Annotated in this window: 16 protein-coding genes; 8 read left to right on the top strand and 8 right to left on the bottom strand. The window is 64.5% G+C overall.

Going from position 1 to position 15852, the window contains the following annotated elements:
* The first annotated feature begins 137 nt into the window (after positions 1–137).
* A complete protein-coding gene (locus AB7535_RS12470) occupies positions 138–884 on the top strand; it encodes an IclR family transcriptional regulator (RefSeq protein ID WP_439036369.1) in 747 nt (248 codons plus the stop codon).
* A 95-nt stretch (positions 885–979) separates the two neighbouring features.
* Entirely contained in the window at positions 980–2572 is a 1593-nt protein-coding gene (locus AB7535_RS12465) for an FAD-dependent monooxygenase (protein ID WP_439036368.1), read from the top strand.
* Between the two features lie 30 nt (positions 2573–2602).
* Here AB7535_RS12465 and AB7535_RS12460 read toward each other — a convergent pair whose 3' ends face one another.
* Genes AB7535_RS12460 through AB7535_RS12445 form a run of 4 tightly spaced genes read right to left on the bottom strand, consistent with a single transcriptional unit; the run spans position 2603 to position 4620 of the window.
* Positions 2603–2773 (bottom strand): hypothetical protein, encoded by a 171-nt coding sequence (locus tag AB7535_RS12460; protein ID WP_014495754.1) that lies wholly within the window; start codon positions 2771–2773, stop codon positions 2603–2605.
* 34 nt (positions 2774–2807) lie between these two features.
* Positions 2808–3371 (bottom strand): isochorismatase family protein, encoded by a 564-nt coding sequence (locus AB7535_RS12455; protein ID WP_439036367.1) that lies wholly within the window; start codon positions 3369–3371, stop codon positions 2808–2810.
* A gap of 24 nt (positions 3372–3395) precedes the next feature.
* Complete coding sequence (locus AB7535_RS12450; protein ID WP_439036366.1) at positions 3396–4016, bottom strand: GNAT family N-acetyltransferase; 621 nt, start codon at positions 4014–4016, stop codon at positions 3396–3398.
* Entirely contained in the window at positions 4003–4620 is a 618-nt protein-coding gene (locus AB7535_RS12445) for a hypothetical protein (RefSeq protein ID WP_063983665.1), read from the bottom strand. Before AB7535_RS12445 ends, AB7535_RS12450 begins: the two co-directional genes overlap by 14 nt.
* A gap of 71 nt (positions 4621–4691) precedes the next feature.
* Here AB7535_RS12445 and AB7535_RS12440 point away from each other — a divergent pair, with 71 nt between their 5' ends.
* Positions 4692–5732, top strand: a complete 1041-nt coding sequence (locus tag AB7535_RS12440) for a LysR family transcriptional regulator (protein WP_071914600.1) — start codon at positions 4692–4694, stop codon at positions 5730–5732.
* Positions 5733–5752: 20 nt separating this feature from the next.
* Here the strand turns inward: AB7535_RS12440 and AB7535_RS12435 are convergent, their stop codons facing one another.
* On the bottom strand, positions 5753–6907 hold the full coding sequence (locus AB7535_RS12435; RefSeq protein ID WP_135215302.1) for an autotransporter outer membrane beta-barrel domain-containing protein: 1155 nt from the start codon (positions 6905–6907) through the stop codon (positions 5753–5755).
* Between the two features lie 372 nt (positions 6908–7279).
* Between AB7535_RS12435 and AB7535_RS12430 the strand changes: the two genes are divergently transcribed.
* The gene (locus AB7535_RS12430) at positions 7280–7486 is read left to right on the top strand and encodes a cold-shock protein (RefSeq protein ID WP_007591938.1); all 207 of its coding nucleotides are present in this window, start codon (positions 7280–7282) and stop codon (positions 7484–7486) included.
* A 94-nt stretch (positions 7487–7580) separates the two neighbouring features.
* On the opposite strand, the gene purN is transcribed toward AB7535_RS12430, so the two are convergent.
* Together purN and purM are read right to left on the bottom strand one after the other, a co-directional pair.
* A complete protein-coding gene (purN, locus tag AB7535_RS12425; protein WP_166105757.1) occupies positions 7581–8234 on the bottom strand; it encodes a phosphoribosylglycinamide formyltransferase in 654 nt (217 codons plus the stop codon).
* Between the two features lie 29 nt (positions 8235–8263).
* Positions 8264–9337 (bottom strand): phosphoribosylformylglycinamidine cyclo-ligase, encoded by a 1074-nt coding sequence (purM, locus tag AB7535_RS12420; protein ID WP_166096086.1) that lies wholly within the window; start codon positions 9335–9337, stop codon positions 8264–8266.
* 154 nt (positions 9338–9491) lie between these two features.
* On the opposite strand from purM, the gene AB7535_RS12415 reads away from it, so the two are divergent.
* From AB7535_RS12415 to ppx, 4 genes are all read left to right on the top strand, one after another.
* Positions 9492–10034, top strand: coding sequence for a CDP-alcohol phosphatidyltransferase family protein (locus AB7535_RS12415; RefSeq protein ID WP_063983669.1), 543 nt, complete (start codon positions 9492–9494; stop codon positions 10032–10034).
* A gap of 112 nt (positions 10035–10146) precedes the next feature.
* Positions 10147–10824 carry a chromosomal replication initiator DnaA gene (locus AB7535_RS12410; RefSeq protein WP_439036365.1) on the top strand — a complete coding sequence of 226 codons (678 nt, stop codon included), beginning with the start codon at positions 10147–10149 and terminating at the stop codon, positions 10822–10824.
* A gap of 144 nt (positions 10825–10968) precedes the next feature.
* On the top strand, positions 10969–13161 hold the full coding sequence (locus tag AB7535_RS12405; RefSeq protein ID WP_439037339.1) for an RNA degradosome polyphosphate kinase: 2193 nt from the start codon (positions 10969–10971) through the stop codon (positions 13159–13161).
* Positions 13162–13176: 15 nt separating this feature from the next.
* Positions 13177–14679 (top strand): exopolyphosphatase, encoded by a 1503-nt coding sequence (ppx, locus tag AB7535_RS12400; protein WP_439036364.1) that lies wholly within the window; start codon positions 13177–13179, stop codon positions 14677–14679.
* On the opposite strand, the gene AB7535_RS12395 is transcribed toward ppx, so the two are convergent.
* Complete coding sequence (locus AB7535_RS12395; protein WP_439037338.1) at positions 14676–15824, bottom strand: PepSY-associated TM helix domain-containing protein; 1149 nt, start codon at positions 15822–15824, stop codon at positions 14676–14678. The genes ppx and AB7535_RS12395 overlap by 4 nt on opposite strands.
* Between the last annotated feature and the right edge of the window lie 28 nt (positions 15825–15852).

Raw genomic sequence — 15852 nt, 5'->3', positions numbered from 1 at the left:
AGCTCATGCACTATTATTCTTCTTAAAATCTCTTATAGTGAGATTATAACGAAGGCAAGCCGCTACCGTGCTGCCGTTTTGCGGCCGGCGCGAATGCGGGTATCACGGCGAATACGCGAAGCTGGATCGAATCTCACTTGGTCAAAGCAAACAGTCAGGATCGGGTCCTTGCCGTGCTCGATCTCTTCACCGAGGCACGGCCGCAATGGTCGCCCGAAGAGCTCATGAAGGAGCTCGGCTACACGAGGCCGACGCTGTATCGCTATCTGAAGAGCTTGAAGGACAGCGGCTTCGTGATGCCGACGCGCGGCGGCCGGTTCGCGCTTGGCCCGCGCGTGGTCGAGATGGACTATCTCAGCCGCCGTTCCGATCCGCTGATCGCAGCAGCCACCCCGCATCTGGAGCGGCTGTCGGCCGCGCACCCCTGCACGGCCCTGGTCGTGCGCTGGTACGGCGAAAAGATGCTGTGCGTGGCTTCAATCGCCTCCGTCGTGAATCCCGTCAGCAGCTATCCGCGCGGCCGACCGATGCCGATGGGCCGCGGCGCAATCGCGCGCTCGATCATGGCCTTTCTTCCTAAGCAACGCGTGATGCCACTGGTGACGCGCTATGCCGCCGATCTGCGTAGTGTCGGCGTCGGCGACACGTCCGACGAAATCCTGGCAGCGCTGAAACGCGTGCGGCGCGCCGGCGTCGCCGTTGCCTTTGGCGAAGTGACACCGGGTGCGGTCGGGATCGCCGCGCCGATCCTCGATGCGGGCTACCCGATCGCAAGCCTCTGCATCACGATCGCCGGACCACATGCCAAGGGCGAGTTGATCGATCGCATCAGCGCGGAGGTCAGCGAAGCGGCCCGGCAAATCTCCGAGGTAACGACATCATAATCTCATTATTTGAGATTTTACTTGACGAAATCCGTGCGACATCTCATGAGGACGAGCGATCGCGCCTCGCGCGATGACAATCGTGGGGAAGCGATGTGAGGCAGGCTTCAGCGGATAGCGACGCGCCCGTCGTGATCGTCGGCGGCGGACCGGTCGGGATGGGTCTGGCGATCGGCCTTGGCCAGCGCGGCATCAAGACCATCGTCGTGGAACGCCACGAACAGCCGCAGCCGATCCCCAAGGGACAGAACCTCACGCAGCGGACGATGGAGCATTTCCATTTCTGGGGCGCGGAGGCAGCGCTGCGCGCGGCCCGCACCATTCCTCCCGACTACGGCATCGGCGGAATGACCAGCTACGGGACGCTGCTCAGCGGCTACAATTACAACTGGCTGCAGCGCGAACTCGTCCGCCCCTTCTATTTCACCGACAACGAACGCCTGCCGCAATACGCGACCGAAGCCGTGTTGCGGCAACGGGCGGCACAGCTTCCCTCCATTGACCTGCGATACGGCTGGACCTGCCGGGATGTCCGGCCTGACGCCGAGGGCGTGGGCCTCGACATCGAAAATCGCGACGGGATGATACAGAGCCTTCGCGCCGACTACGTGATCGGCTGCGATGGCAGCCGATCGATCGTGCGCGAACGCGCCGGCATCACCCAGACCCGCTCCGACCACGACCGGCTGATGGTGCTGCTGGTGTTTCGTTCCGTCGAATTGCATCGGCTGCTCGAGGCCTTTCCAGGCAAGTCGTTCTACAGCGTGTTGCATCCGGACCTCGAGGGCTATTGGAAGTTCTTCGGCCGGGTCGATCTCGGCAGCACCTGGTTCTTCCATGCCCCCGTTCCCGCTGACACCACCGCCGACAATTTCGATTTCCGACGCTTGCTGCACGATGCCGCCGGCGCACAATTCGACATCGAATTCGAGCACATCGGATTCTGGGATCTTCGCTTCACGGTCGCGGACAGCTACCGCGCAGGCCGCGTCTTCGTCGCCGGAGATGCCGCGCACAGCCATCCGCCCTATGGCGGCTATGGCATCAACACCGGCTTCGAGGACGCCGCAAATCTGGCGTGGAAGCTCGCCGCGACGCTGCAAGGCTGGGCGCCAGCCGGTCTGCTCGACAGCTACGATGCCGAGCGGCGTCCGGTGTTTGCGTCCACTGCGCGCGATTTCATCGAGACGCCGATCTTCCGCGACCGCGATTTTCTTCGCCGGCACGATCCGGCGCGCGATCGGGCGGATTTCGAGGCCGCCTGGCACGAGCGGCACTCCGGCGCGCGCGCCGAGGTCAACGCCTTCGAGCCGAATTACGAGGGGTCACCAATCGTCTTTGGTCCGGCCGGCGCTGTCTGCAGCGCGATCGGCTCGCACGCCTATCCGGCGCGCGCAGGTCATCATCTCACGCCGCAACCTCTGTCGTCAGGCAAAAACGTGTTCGAGGAATTGGGCGACGGCTTCACCTTGATCGATCTGACGGACGGCGGCGCGGCTACAGCTCTTGAGCAAGCCGCCGCGCGGCTTGGCATCCCGCTGAGGGTGATCAGGGACACCGCATCAGGCGGCCGCGAGAAATACGAGGCGCGACTGATCCTGGTGCGGCCCGATCAATTCGTTGCCTACGCGGGCGACAGCGCTGATGACGCATCCGATATCCTGATGCGCGCCATCGGCCGATCCTGAGAGAAACGCCTTCGCCGCAGGCCCGAAACCCTACGCCGCGCCGTCGTCATCCTCTTCGGCGGCAGCGCGAGCGGCTTCCTTCACCTCCACCAGCGCCATCGAGAGCAGATAGACGGTCGTGGGCAAGCCGACGCGGCGCGCCATCTCTACGGCACGCGACAAATCGCTCGCCAGCTCCTTGAGCTCGTCCCCCCGTGACAATGTCCCACCCCATCCATCCGCCGACCACGGCCGCCTAGACCGCGATGGCGCCGCTGGTTCTGATCAGTTCGGCGCTGGCATGGACTGTAGCAAAATTCCCGATCACATTCACCACCGACTGTTTGTAGACGGCGGCATCGCCCGTGCCCGGCTGCCGGCAGGCGACGGCGTCAGTGACGATCTGGTAGCGATGGCTGCGGTGAAACCCGTCGACGGCGGTAGCCAGGATGGTTTCGTCGAGGGAAAAGCCGACCAGAATGCAGCGTACATTGCGGATATTGGACATGTAGTCCACGAACCGCGCGGAGCTGTAGGCCGACGGCAGCGGGTGCTCGAACGTCATTTCACCCGGCCGCGGCTTCGCCTCCGCGATCCAGTCGGTCAGCCTGGATGCCGGATTGAACCAGGCCGCCTGGGCGATGCGCTTCAGATGCATCACCGGCCAGAGATTGGTGCGCCACAGCGTCAAGAGCTCCATGCAGCGCACGGTGGCGGCTTCGCCGTCGAGGATGACATGGCGACGCCCGGGGGTCAGATATTCGACCTGGAGATCCGCACAGACCAGGATCGGCGGATCATCGGTAATGGAAGCCAGCATTGTCTTGGCAGAGCTGCACCAGTTTCAGTGATCGGCGAGTGCGAGGTCCCGTAGCGGCGCGGTCACCGCCCGCCCCGCGGATGCGTCGAGCACGCCGGGCCGGTCCCAATCGCCCTCGGGGCGAATGATCACATAGGGATCGCTGTCCAGCGTGATGGCGTCCGGCCCCGGCTCGATCTCCAGCAGCATCTCCGTGTAGGAGAAATCCGAGAAGGTGATCTTGCGGTTGTGACCGAGCGGCTTGGCGCCGAAATGAGCCCAGAAATCGACCAGCCGGTCCTGTGCCTGGCCGTAGATCTTGCGAAAGCCCTTGCGCTTCACATAGTCGACGCTCGCCTGGACCAGCTTGAACGAGACGCGCGAGCGCCGATATTGATGACGCACCGCGAGCCGCTCCACCTTGGCGAAATCCCCGAAGAAGCGTACCCGCAGGCAACCCGCAGGCTCGTTGCCGACGTAACCGATGAAGTGCGCTGCGACCATGTCGTTGCCGTCGAACTCCTCGTCGAACGGACAATCCTGCTCGGCGAGATAGACCGCCGCGCGAATGGCGGTGACCAGCATGAGGTCGTTGGGATCGCGCGCGAGGCGAATGGTGATGGCGCGGGAGTCGGGCTTGGCGAGGGGAATCCTAGTGCCGTGCATCTGCAAAACTCCTTGTTTGGATGATCGCGCCCGGCATCCGCATCGGCTGCCGATGCCAGGGCCGCTCGTAACACCAGAGATCGGGCTGGAAGCTCGGGACGGGGTCGAATCCCGTCGCCTTCATGATGTCGCGTCCGGCCACGGTTGACGGCTGCGCATAGCAATCCGCGCCGCGAAACCTTACCTGACGTAGATGAGCCGCGGCCTTGCCGAGACCGGCGATACCGCGGCCCGTCGCCGCGATCGCCCAGATGTAGATCGCTGCAACGTCTTCCTTCGCGGAAGCGAGATAGCGCGTCTCGGGTGCGGTCAGGCAGATCTCGTCGAGCAGCAGCGCATCATGTCCGCGGTCGTTGAGGAACAAGAAGGCCATGCCGCCGACCAGATTGCCCTTGCGACTGAACGTCAGGATGCTCTGAGGATCGAACGTGAAATATCGTGCAAGCTCTGCCGTTCCGATCTGCACACCCGGCACCAGCCGGTGCGCCATGTCGGAAAGCGCAGCAATTTCGGAAGATTGCGCACATCGGACATCGACGTCCGGACTGAGCGGCAATGCATCGAAATCATGCCTTGCGGCAAAGGAGCCCCTTTCCATACTCATGTCACCCCTCTATCGTCCGAGGATTTAGTGCCCCGCTATGACGATGACCTTAGCGGTTGGGGATCTGGCGTATGCAGCAGTTATTGCACCGGGGTGCTGCTTTGATGCAGCACCGTGAAGAAGCCCTGGACGCGTCCTGGGACGATTTGAAACTCTTTTTAGCGTGCGCAAAATATAAAAGTTTCCGCAACGCGGCCGAAGAACTCGGCCTCACCTCCACCACGCTGATGCGCAGGATCGACCGGCTCGAAGAGAGCATCGACTGCAAGCTGTTCCTGCGCGACCAGAGCGGACTGACGCTCAGCGATGAAGGCGCCGCGATGATCGCCGACGTCGCGCATATGGAGCGTCATGCCTTCAACGTCTTCCGGCGTGCCTCGCGATCGTCGAACGACACGTCAGGCACCGTGCGCGTCGCGGTGACGGAAGGCCCCGGCAATTTCTGGATCCTGCCGCGGCTGATCGATTTCCAGAAGACCTATCGCAAGATCACCGTCGATCTGCGCTGCGCGATGGAGCAGGCCGACGTCGCCCGGCTTGAATCCGACATCGCGATCCAGCTCGAGCCGCCGACCAATCCCGACCTGATCGTCGCCAAGCTCGGCCGCCTGCACATCTATCCCTTCGTCTCCAGGGAATACGAGAACCTCTACGGCGTGCCGGCGTCCCTCGCCGAGTTGAAGAACCATCGCATCATCAAGCAGAGCGCGCCGCAGGTCGACGACGGCGCCTACGCCCGCGTGCTTGGACTGAAGTCGCTCGAAGGCATCGTCGGGATCAAGACCAACTCCTCGGTCGGCGTGCTCTATGCGGTGGAGCGCGGCGCCGGCATCGGCTTCCTGCCGACCGTGTCGATCGCGCTCGGCGCACCGCTCGTTGCCGTCGATCTCGGTGTCAGCCACCACGCCGATCTCTGGCTCACCTATCACAAGGAATTCCGCAACTCCGAGCGCCACAAGATCGTGGTCGACTGGCTGAAGAAGATCTTCGATGCCAAGACCTATCCCTGCTTCCGCGACGAGTTCATCCATCCGAATGCGCTGGTGCCAATGATGACGGCCGCGCGCGAGGGCTTTGGGCTAACGGGTTATGTCGCGGCAACGCCAACTTAGGCGAAGGGGGCACTTCGCCCTCACCATCTGTATTCGAAGCCGACCGTGCCTTGGTGCGACGTCAGCTCGTTGCGGAACTTACCATCATAGTTGATGTAGAGCCGCGCGACGCTGGTGAGGCTGAGCGAGGCCGAGGCGCCGGCATCCATGCCGTAACGGCTCTCCCCGATGCCGGGAACGACGATGCTCTGGGTGCCCAGGCTGACCTGCACCGATCCCAGGTTCTGGTAGAAATTGTCGACGAACTTGCCGTAGGCCGACAGGTCCAGGATCTTCTGGTCGTAGATGAAGTAGCGCCCGATCTCCGCGCCGATCATTACGCGTGCGCGTGAGAGTGCCGAGGAGCCGACGTTCAATGGATCGAGCCCTCCGGCCTCCTGGAACGCAGCGCTGGTGGCGCGCACATATTCGAGCGCGCCCTTGGGCACGATGCGCATCTGGTCCTTGGTCCAGTAGTAGCTGATCTCGGTCAGGCCACCGTCGATCGCAGCACGATAACCCGCGGTCGCAAGACCAACGCCGGTGTCCCTGCTGGAACGGACCTTGCCGAAACCGTGCACCACCGCGAACGCCCAGGTCCACGGTCCCTTGTCGACCGAGCCGTTGAAACCGATTTGCGTCAGGTCGAGCGTCGCCGATTGGAGCGCCAGCGGCACGTCGATGTCGGTATGGCTCTGGTCGAAGGAGAAGCCGAGATTGACGCCCGGCGCGACCCGCGCGCCGAAGCCGGCGACACCGCCAAACGTCTTGCGCTTGTCGCCAAGGAAATCGCCCTGCGCGTCGGTCCGGACCGAGATGCCATAGCCTTCGAACCAGGTGCGGTAGAGCGGATCCTCCGTGCTCGCCGAGGCGCCGCCCCCACCGGGATTGGTGCGCGATGCACGGTTGACGCCGCTAGAGGCCTGGTTGCCGAGCCGCTCCAGGAAATTGGAGCCAAGATTGAGCGCACTGTTGCCGGCCGACTGGTCGTAATTGGTCGCGGTCGGCATGGGGGTCGGTGACGGCGCGGGTGTCGGGGTCGGGGTCGGCGTGGGCGTCGGGCTCTGCGCAAACGCTGATGTCGCCGACATCATCACGACGAGTCCAAACGCCATGACGAGCGCAGCCGCGATCCGGCGGACACGGCCCAGCCCGACCGTCTGCCGTGTCCCGGAGAGCTGCAGGGCGCAGCGCATAACGACCAATCCCGAAGCAAAGTGGCGGAGCGCAAAAATGCAACACGAACGGCGCGCGCTTGCGGCGATTTGTGCCGAACTGCCACGCAGGGTCAACCGGTTGGCGCGCTGGAGCGGGGCTATTGCCTCGATTGTGGTTCCCTTGCCACAGGTCGCAAATAGCAGACAGCGACACCCGCCGCGATCTTGAAAGCCGTGCACCGCTTGCTAACGCGCGAATTTCATGTTGCAATATTGGACACAATCGGAATTGGCCGCTCGGCTGTGCGTTTCGCGACATTGAGACTCGAACAGACTACCGGAAGCCCGTTTGTGGCGTGGCACGCGAAACTGCGGCTGCGTCTTTTTTGTATCTAGTGGAGGAGATGAGCGATGCCGCAAAAGGGCACCGTCAAATGGTTCAACCCGACCAAGGGCTATGGGTTCATCAAGCCGAACGGCAGCGATAAGGACGTGTTCGTCCATATCTCGGCCGTCGAGCGTGCCGGACTCTCGACCCTTAATGAGAACCAGGTGGTTGAATACGACCTCGTGGAGAACCGCGGCAAAGCATCCGCGGAGAACCTCAAGGTCTCCTGATTTCTCTCAAAGCCTCGCGCGAGAGATCATGACGATGCCCCCGGCTCTGCCGGGGGATTTTGTTTGCGAAGACGAAACACGGTGCGACGGCGCTTCAGCGCACCACCGGCGATACCAGGAAATTCTCCGAGGGCCCGCTTCCGTCCGTCCTGCACACATCGCCCTCGATCCGAACCTTGCCGGTCGCAAGCAGCCGCAGCGCTTCGGGATAGATGCGATGCTCCACCTCGAGAATGCGCTCCGACAGCGTAGCGCCCGTGTCGTGGTCGCTGACGGGAACCGCGCCCTGCATCACGATCGGGCCGGCATCGGTCTCGGGGATGACGAAGTGCACTGTCGCACCAGACAGTTTGACGCCGGCGCGCAAAGCCTGACCGTGCGGGTCCAAACCCGGGAACGACGGCAGCAGCGAGGGATGGATGTTGAGCATCCGACCGTACCAGGCCTTGGTGAACTCGGCCGTGAACAGGCGCATGAAGCCACCGAGACAGATCAGCTCGATGCCGTGCTGGTCGAGCGCGGCCTGCAGCAGCTTTTCGAAGCCGGCCCGGTCCTTGCCGAACGGTTTGCTCTCGATCACCAGCGTGTTCACGCCGCTCGCCTTGGCGCGTTCGAGCCCTAGAGCGTCGGCCTTGTTCGAGATGACGAGCGAGATTTCCGCCGGAAAATCCGGTGCAGCAGCGGCCCTGATCAGCGCGGACATGTTGGAGCCGCGGCCGGAGATCAGGATGGCGACGCGGCGCTTCATCACAGCGCCAGTCATCACGGTGCCAGTCATCACTGTGCCAGGTCGAGGTGGCCGTTATAGACGACGCGGTGCTCGCCCTCGACCGGAATCACGGTACCGAGCTGCGCCACCGTCTCACCGGCATCGCTGAAGACCTGCACGACCTGATCGACCTTGTCGGGCTCGACGATCGCGATCATGCCGATGCCGCAGTTGAAGGTGCGCAGCATCTCGAGCTCGGCGATGCCGGCTTGGGCAGCCAGCCATTTGAACACCGGCAGCAGCGGCAGGCGCGCCAGATCGATGCCGACGCCGAGATCTTTCGGCAGGACGCGCGGAATGTTGTCGGTGAAACCGCCGCCGGTGATGTGGGCAAGCCCCTTCACCGCGCCGGTCTCGCGGATCGCACGCAGGCAGGATTTGACGTAGAGCCGCGTCGGCGTCAGCAGCGCGCCGCCGAGCGTCATGACCGGCGCGAACGGGGCCGGCGCCTCGAAGCTGAGGCCGGACTGCTCGACGATCTTGCGCACCAGCGAGAAGCCGTTGGAGTGCACGCCAGACGAGGCAAGGCCGATCACTGCATCGCCCGCGGCGATGTCCTTCCGCGGCAACAAGGTACCGCGCTCGGCGGCGCCGACGGCAAAGCCGCCGAGGTCGTAGTCGCCGTCCTTGTAGAGGCCGGGCATCTCGGCGGTCTCGCCCCCGATCAGGGCGCAGCCGGATTCGCGGCAGCCTTCGGCGACACCGGCGACGATCGAGGCGGTCGCCTCCGGGTCGAGCTTGCCGCAGGCGAAATAGTCGAGGAAGAACAACGGCTCGGCGCCCTGCACCACGAGGTCGTTGACGCTCATGGCGACGAGGTCGATGCCGATCCCGCCATGCAGGCCGGTCTCGATCGCGATCTTGACCTTGGTGCCGACCCCGTCGGTGGCGGCAACCAGGACGGGGTCCTTGAAACCGGCCGCCTTGAGGTCGAACAGGCCGCCGAATCCGCCTATCTCGGCGTCGGCGCCTGGCCGCGCGGTGGCGCGCACCATCGGCTTGATCAGATCGACCAGGCGGTTGCCCGCGTCGATATCGACGCCTGAATCGGCGTAAGTGAGGCCGTTTTTGCGGTCGGTCATGCCCGATTTCCAGTGGGTTTGCGGCTGGTTACGTCGAATTCCGGGGACGCGCAATGGCAAGCGTGGCGCCCCGCCCTATACTATGTAGATATCAACCGGTTCAGCCTTCAAACGGGCCGGATTCGAGATCAGGCCGGGTGCCAGGAAGCGCCGCGTGAGTATTCCGAATATCATTACCCTGGGCCGCATCATGCTGGTCCCAATCATCGTCTGGGCCATCGTGTCGAGCCAAATGGAGGTTGCGTTCGCCGTCTTCCTCATTGCCGGCGTGAGCGACGCGGTCGACGGCTTCCTCGCCAAGCGCTTCAACATGACGAGCGAGCTCGGCGCCCTGCTCGATCCGCTCGCGGACAAGGCGCTGCTGGTCTCGATCTATCTGGCACTGGGGATCTGGGGCGACATCCCGCGCTGGATCGTGATCCTGGTGGTGTCGCGCGACATCATGATCGTCGCCGCCGTGATCGTGTCCTGGCTGTTCGACAAGCCGGTCGAGATGAAGCCGTCGAAGGTGTCGAAGCTCAACACCGCCGCCCAGGTGGCCTACGCGGCGCTGGTGCTGGCCTCCCTCGCTTTCGGCTTCAAACCGGCGCCCTATGATATGATCCTGATGGGCCTCGTCACGGTCTTCACGCTCTCTTCCGTGTCGCTCTATCTCGTCGAGTGGCTGCGGCACATGAGCACGATCGAGGCCAAGTAGCACGATCGAGGCCAAATGAGCCGGGATGCGGCCCCGCAAAAGGCCAACTCCCGCTCGATGACGTCGAATCTCTTCAAACGAAGCCGGCGCGCCGGCACGGAGCACAGCAAGCGTGGCAGGCCGCGTTCATCCCCGACAATTGGCATTCTCGCTTCCGCACGCGGAAAGCCTCAGCCGGGACAATTTTCTCGAAGGCCCCGCCAACGAAGCCGGTCTTGCCCTCATCGATGCCTGGCCTGAATGGCCGAACCGGATCATGTGGCTGGCCGGCCCGGAAGGAAGCGGCAAGAGCCATCTCGCCGCGATCTGGGCCGAGGCTTCCGGCGCCCGCTCGACCACAGCCAATGGGTTGACCGCCGAAAACGTCCCGGGCGCGCTCGCCACCGGCGCGCTGGTGGTCGAGGATCTCAGGGCAAAACAGTTCGACGAGCGGGCCCTGTTTCATCTGATGAACCTCGCGCGCGAGGATGGGGCCTACCTGCTCTTCACCGGCCGCGAGGTACCGGCGTCGATCGAGATCGAGCTGCGCGACCTGCGCTCGCGGCTGCGCGCGGTGCCTGTGATCTCGCTGCTGCCGCCCGACGACCAGCTCTTCCGCGGCCTGATCGTCAAGTTCTGCGCCGACCGCCAGCTCACCGTGGATGAGAGCGTGGTCAGCTACCTCGCTACCCGCCTGGAGCGGTCCTCGGCGGCCGCGCGGGAGGCCGTGCAGCTGCTCGACAGCGAGGCCCTGCGCCTCGGTCGCCCCGTCACGCGGGCGCTGGCCGCCGAGCTGCTTCGGGACGCCTGACCCTTCCGCCTTGGCTCCAAGGCCGCTTGACGCGGCGCAGCGGCGGAACATCAATGTCATCGAAACGTCATCGGACTAACACATGCTCCCGCCGGTTTTGCGCATAAGTCGCAAATTGAGGCGAACTGGATGGATCGACTTCTGATGGACTCTGCGCAAGCTGTTGAAATTAAAGAAAAAGCCCCGGAGACCGAGGGCCTGCCGGCGATTGCCTCAAGTCCCGAGCGCTTCATCAATCGCGAGCTCTCCTGGCTGCACTTCAACCGCCGCGTCCTCGAGGAAGCGGTCAATCCCAGCCACCCCATGCTGGAGCGGGTGCGTTTCTTGTCGATTTCAGCGAATAACCTCGACGAATTCTTCATGGTCCGCGTCGCCGGCATCAAGGCCCAGATCCGCGAGGGCATCGCCGAGCGCAGCCCCGACGGCCTGACGCCGTCCGAGCAGCTCGCGCTGATCAACCGCACCGTCTCGCAGCTTGCCTCTGACCAGCAGGCGATCTGGCGCGACCTGCGCGGCACGCTGGCCGACGTCGGCATCGTGCTGGTCGACGGCAAGGACGTCACCAAGGCGGAACGAACCTGGGTCGAGGACTACTTCCTCAACAACGTGTTTCCGCTGTTGACCCCGCTCGCGATCGACCCGGCTCACCCCTTCCCGTTCATTCCGAGCCTCGGCTTCACCATCGCGCTCCAGCTCACGCGCGCCGCCGACGGCAAGCAGATGAACGCGCTGATTCGTATGCCCGGCAAGATCGACCGCTTCATCCGGTTGCCGGCCGAGGGCAAGGTCGTGCGGCTGATCTCGCTCGAGCAGGCGACCGGGCTGTTCATCAACCGCCTGTTCCCCGGCTACAATCTCCACGGCCAGGGCGCCTTCCGCATCATCCGCGACTCCGAGCTCGAAATCGAGGAAGAGGCCGAAGACCTCGTCCGCCTGTTCGAGACCGCTCTGAAGCGCCGCCGCCGCGGGTCCGTGATCCGGCTCGAGATCGACGGCAAGATGCCGGAGGAGCTGCGCAGCTTCGTGCAGCATGCGCTGTCGGCCGCCGACGACGAGGTCTTCCTGGTCGACGGCGTGCTCGCCATGAACGAGCTCTCGCAGCTCACCCGCCTCGACCGGCCCGATCTCGAATTCACCCCTTACGTACCGCGCCATCCCGAGCGCGTGCGCGAGCATGGCGGCGACATCTTTGCCGCGATCCGGCAGAAGGACCTCGTCGTCCATCATCCCTACGAATCCTTCGACGTGGTGGTGCAGTTCCTGCAGCAGGCCGCCCGCGATCCCGATGTCGTCGCGATCAAGCAGACGCTCTACCGCACCTCCAACAACTCCCCGATTGTGCGCACGCTGGCGGAAGCCGCCGAAGCCGGCAAGTCCGTCACCGCGCTGATCGAATTGAAGGCGCGCTTCGACGAGGAGGCCAACATCCGCTGGGCCCGCGACCTCGAACGCGCCGGCGTGCAGGTCGTCTACGGCTTCCTCGAACTGAAGACGCACGCGAAGCTCTCGATGGTGGTGCGCCGCGAGGGCGGCGGCCTCACCACTTACGTCCACACCGGCACCGGCAATTATCACCCCGTCACCGCACGCATCTACACCGACCTCTCCTACTTCACCTCGGATCCGACCATCGGCCGCGACGCCGCGCGCGTGTTCAACTTCATCACCGGTTATGCCGCGCCGAGCGATCTGGAAAAGATGGCGGTGTCGCCGCTGACGTTGCGCAAGCGCATCATCGAGCACATCCAGGGCGAGACCGCGCATGCGCGGCATGGCCGCCCCGGCGCGGTCTGGATGAAGATGAATGCGCTGGTCGACCCCGACATCATCGACGCGCTCTACGAGGCCTCACAAGCCGGCGTCCAGGTCGAGCTCGTGGTGCGCGGCATCTGCTGCCTCAGGCCCGGCATTCCAGGCCTGTCGGAGAACATCCGCGTCAAGTCGATCATCGGGCGCTTCCTGGAACACGGCCGAATCTACTGTTTCGGCATGGGCCAGGGCCTGCCGAGCGCGAAAGCGGCTGTGTATATCTCCTCGGCCGACATGATGCCGCGCAACCTCGACCGCCGCGTCGAGGTGCTGTGTCCGCTGCAAAATCCCACGGTGCATCAGCAGGTTCTCGAACAGATCATGGTCGCGAATCTGAAGGACAATGAGCAGAGCTGGCAATTGTTGCCGGACGGGTCCTCGACGCGTATGAAGACCGCGAAGGGCGAGGAGCCTTTCAACGTCCACAACTACTTCATGACAAATCCGAGTCTATCTGGCCGTGGAAAGTCGCTCAAGGAATCCTCGCCGCGCCGTCTCACGCGCCGTAATGAACGTCATCAATCTTGATCCGGGATCGAGGACGTGAAGCGGCCGCGTAAGCGCGGCCCGAGCGTCGCGGTCATCGATATCGGTTCCAACTCGGTCCGTCTCGTCGTCTACGAGGGACTGACGCGGAGCCTCATTCCGATCTTCAACGAGAAGACGCTGTGCGGCCTCGGGCGCGAGGTGCAGAGCACGGGCCTGCTTGCGCCCGACGCCGTCGACAAGGCGCTGACCTCGCTGAAGCGGTTCCGGGCCCTGTGCCGCGTCATGCAGGTCGGTCGCGTGTTTGCGATTGCGACCGCAGCCTGCCGTGACGCCTCCAACGGCCCCGACTTCATCGCGAAAGCCGAGCGCATCTGCGCCGTGAAAATCGAGATCCTGTCGGGCCCGCGCGAGGCACGGCTGTCGGCGCTCGGCGTGATCTCCGGCATCCATCATCCCGACGGCATCGTCGGCGATCTCGGCGGAGGCTCGCTCGAGCTGATCGACGTGCGCAAGAACAGCGTGCGCAGCGGCGTGACGCTGCCGCTCGGTGGCCTCGCGCTCCAGGACCTCGCGCACAAATCGCTCAAGCGCGCCGACCGCATCGTGCGCGAGGAGCTCGACGAGGTGCCGCAGCTCACCGCCGGCCGCGGCCGCACCTTCTACGCCGTCGGCGGCACCTGGCGCGCGCTCGCGCGCATCCACATCATCCAGAGCGGCTATCCGCTCCAGGTAATGCACGGCTACTCCATTTCCGCAGCTGAAGCGCTCGACTTTTCGCGTCGGCTCCGCCGGCTTGCGGCCGCCGACATGCTGGCCGACATCGAGATCGTCGCGGATGCCAGGCGCCCGCTCCTCACCTATGCGGCGCTGGTGCTCGAGCACATCATCCGCGTGGCGAAACCCAAGTCCATCGTGTTCTCGACCTTCGGCGTGCGCGAGGGCCTCTTGCACGAGAAGCTGTCGGAATCCGAGCGCAACAAGGACGGGCTGATCTGCGCCGCGGAAGAGCTCAATCAGCTGCTGTCGCGTTCGGCAAAGCACGCCCGCGAGCTGATCGCCTGGACCGACCGCCTCGCGCGCGTGGTGAAGCTGCGCGAGACCGAAGAGGACCGCCGCTTGCGCCACACCGCGTGCCTGCTCTCCGACATCGGCTGGCGCGTGCATCCCGACCATCGCGGCGAGCAGACGCTGAGCCTGGTCGTCAACGGCAATTTCGGCGCAATCACCCACACCGAGCGCGCCTTCGTCGGCCTGTCCGTGTTCTACCGCTATGCCGGCCTGAGCGAGGAGAACCAGCCGCCGGTGACCATGCAGGAACTGCTGACACCGGCCCAGCTCGAACGTGCCCGTCTGCTGGGCGCGGCGTTCCGCGTCGCCCATCTGATCTCGGCAGCACGCCCGGGTGTGCTGCCGGCTACGCATTTCCGCAGCCAGGGCCGCAATCTGATGCTGGTGTTCGAGCACCGGCTCGTCGACCTCGTCGCCGACCGCGTCGGCAGCCGCTTCCGCGCCCTCGCCCGCCTGATCGGCCGCTCCGGCTCGATCGTGCGGCGCTAGACTCGCCGGCCGGTCCTGATCCTTCCCGGACGCTTCTTGAGCCACATGATCGCGCCGCTGATGAACAGGGCGAGAGGTGCGAAGCCGGTTGCGAACACGAACAGGCGCCCGATCAGCCCGAACGTCGCGCCGTTATGGATCCAGAGCTGTTCGGCCAGATAGCGATCCCCCATCGACATCGCGGCCGAAGTGCGATCGTGCACCACTGCGCCACTCCATGGATCGAGCCAGATCGCCCCCCGGGCACGTACCGCGGGATCAACACCCGCGGCCCGGAACTGCACCCGCCACGTGTTGCGCGTTTCGGTGGGCGGGCTCAGCATGGCAACCGCCATGCCCGGCTTGGCCGCTTGCGCGCTCCGCATGATCGCATCGGGTGATAGCGGCGGTGTCCCCGTGGGGGGCGGCGCTTCGATCCGCGGCGACGGATCGGCTGTCGGTTGCGACACAAGGCCAACGATGGGACGCACGACGTCGGGAAAAATGATCCCGACGCCGGTCATCGAGATCACCGTGAGCGCGAGCAGCGCCCAAAAGCCGGCCGTGCCGTGGAGGTCGAAAACAAATCGAAGCAGCGAAACGTCCTTCCGGACCGACACCGATCGCCAGAATCGACCCGGCCTCGGCCACCACAAGATGAGGCCTGACATGGCCAGGCCGAGCAGCATGAACCCGACAACGCCGACCAGCTCTTTGCCCCACCACTCGTAGAGCAGCAGCGTGTAGTGCAGACGATAAACCTTGAGGGAAAACGCGTTGATGTAGTCACGCCGCCCGAGCACCTTCCCGTTCGAAGGATCGACCATGGTCGTCCAGCGATTCGGGTAGCGGCCTTTCGCAGTTTCATGCGCATGTATCACGACCCAGACCGGCCAGGTCCGATCCGGCGCGAGGATCGTGGCTATCGGCGCGGGATCCGCTGCCGCGGCGGCGCGCATCACCTCGCTCAGCGTAGCCTCTCGTTCCCGACCGGCGGGAGTGTAAAGCGCCGGGTTCAGGGCGGCGTCGATTTCCCGATAGAAGACGATGAAGCTACCCGTGAGGCCGATCAGCACCACGACGATGCCGCCGAGCAATCCGAGCCATCGATGAGCCCACAGAAGCCCGCGCCGTGCGCGTCCGGTGAGGTTCGGGGCCGGCAACATCGCCGTTGCACGCGTCAAAGCCGACCCG

This window comes from Bradyrhizobium sp. 956_D2_N1_4 (assembly GCF_052076025.1).
Taxonomy (GTDB): Bacteria; Pseudomonadota; Alphaproteobacteria; order Rhizobiales; family Xanthobacteraceae; genus Bradyrhizobium; species Bradyrhizobium barranii.
The sequence above is the reverse complement of the archived record's forward strand: the minus strand, read 5'-3'. Positions and strand labels throughout refer to the sequence as shown.

Coding starts and splice junctions, on each gene's coding strand:
- AB7535_RS12440 (WP_071914600.1), top strand. CDS start 4,692: ATGCAGCAGTTATTGCACCGGGGTGCTGCTTTGATGCAGCACCGTGAA.
- purN (WP_166105757.1), bottom strand. CDS start 8,234: ATGAAGCGCCGCGTCGCCATCCTGATCTCCGGCCGCGGCTCCAACATG.
- AB7535_RS12405 (WP_439037339.1), top strand. CDS start 10,969: ATGGACTCTGCGCAAGCTGTTGAAATTAAAGAAAAAGCCCCGGAGACC.
- AB7535_RS12395 (WP_439037338.1), bottom strand. CDS start 15,824: ATGTTGCCGGCCCCGAACCTCACCGGACGCGCACGGCGCGGGCTTCTG.
- AB7535_RS12430 (WP_007591938.1), top strand. CDS start 7,280: ATGCCGCAAAAGGGCACCGTCAAATGGTTCAACCCGACCAAGGGCTAT.
- AB7535_RS12445 (WP_063983665.1), bottom strand. CDS start 4,620: ATGAGTATGGAAAGGGGCTCCTTTGCCGCAAGGCATGATTTCGATGCA.
- AB7535_RS12450 (WP_439036366.1), bottom strand. CDS start 4,016: ATGCACGGCACTAGGATTCCCCTCGCCAAGCCCGACTCCCGCGCCATC.
- AB7535_RS12455 (WP_439036367.1), bottom strand. CDS start 3,371: ATGCTGGCTTCCATTACCGATGATCCGCCGATCCTGGTCTGTGCGGAT.
- AB7535_RS12435 (WP_135215302.1), bottom strand. CDS start 6,907: ATGCGCTGCGCCCTGCAGCTCTCCGGGACACGGCAGACGGTCGGGCTG.
- purM (WP_166096086.1), bottom strand. CDS start 9,337: ATGACCGACCGCAAAAACGGCCTCACTTACGCCGATTCAGGCGTCGAT.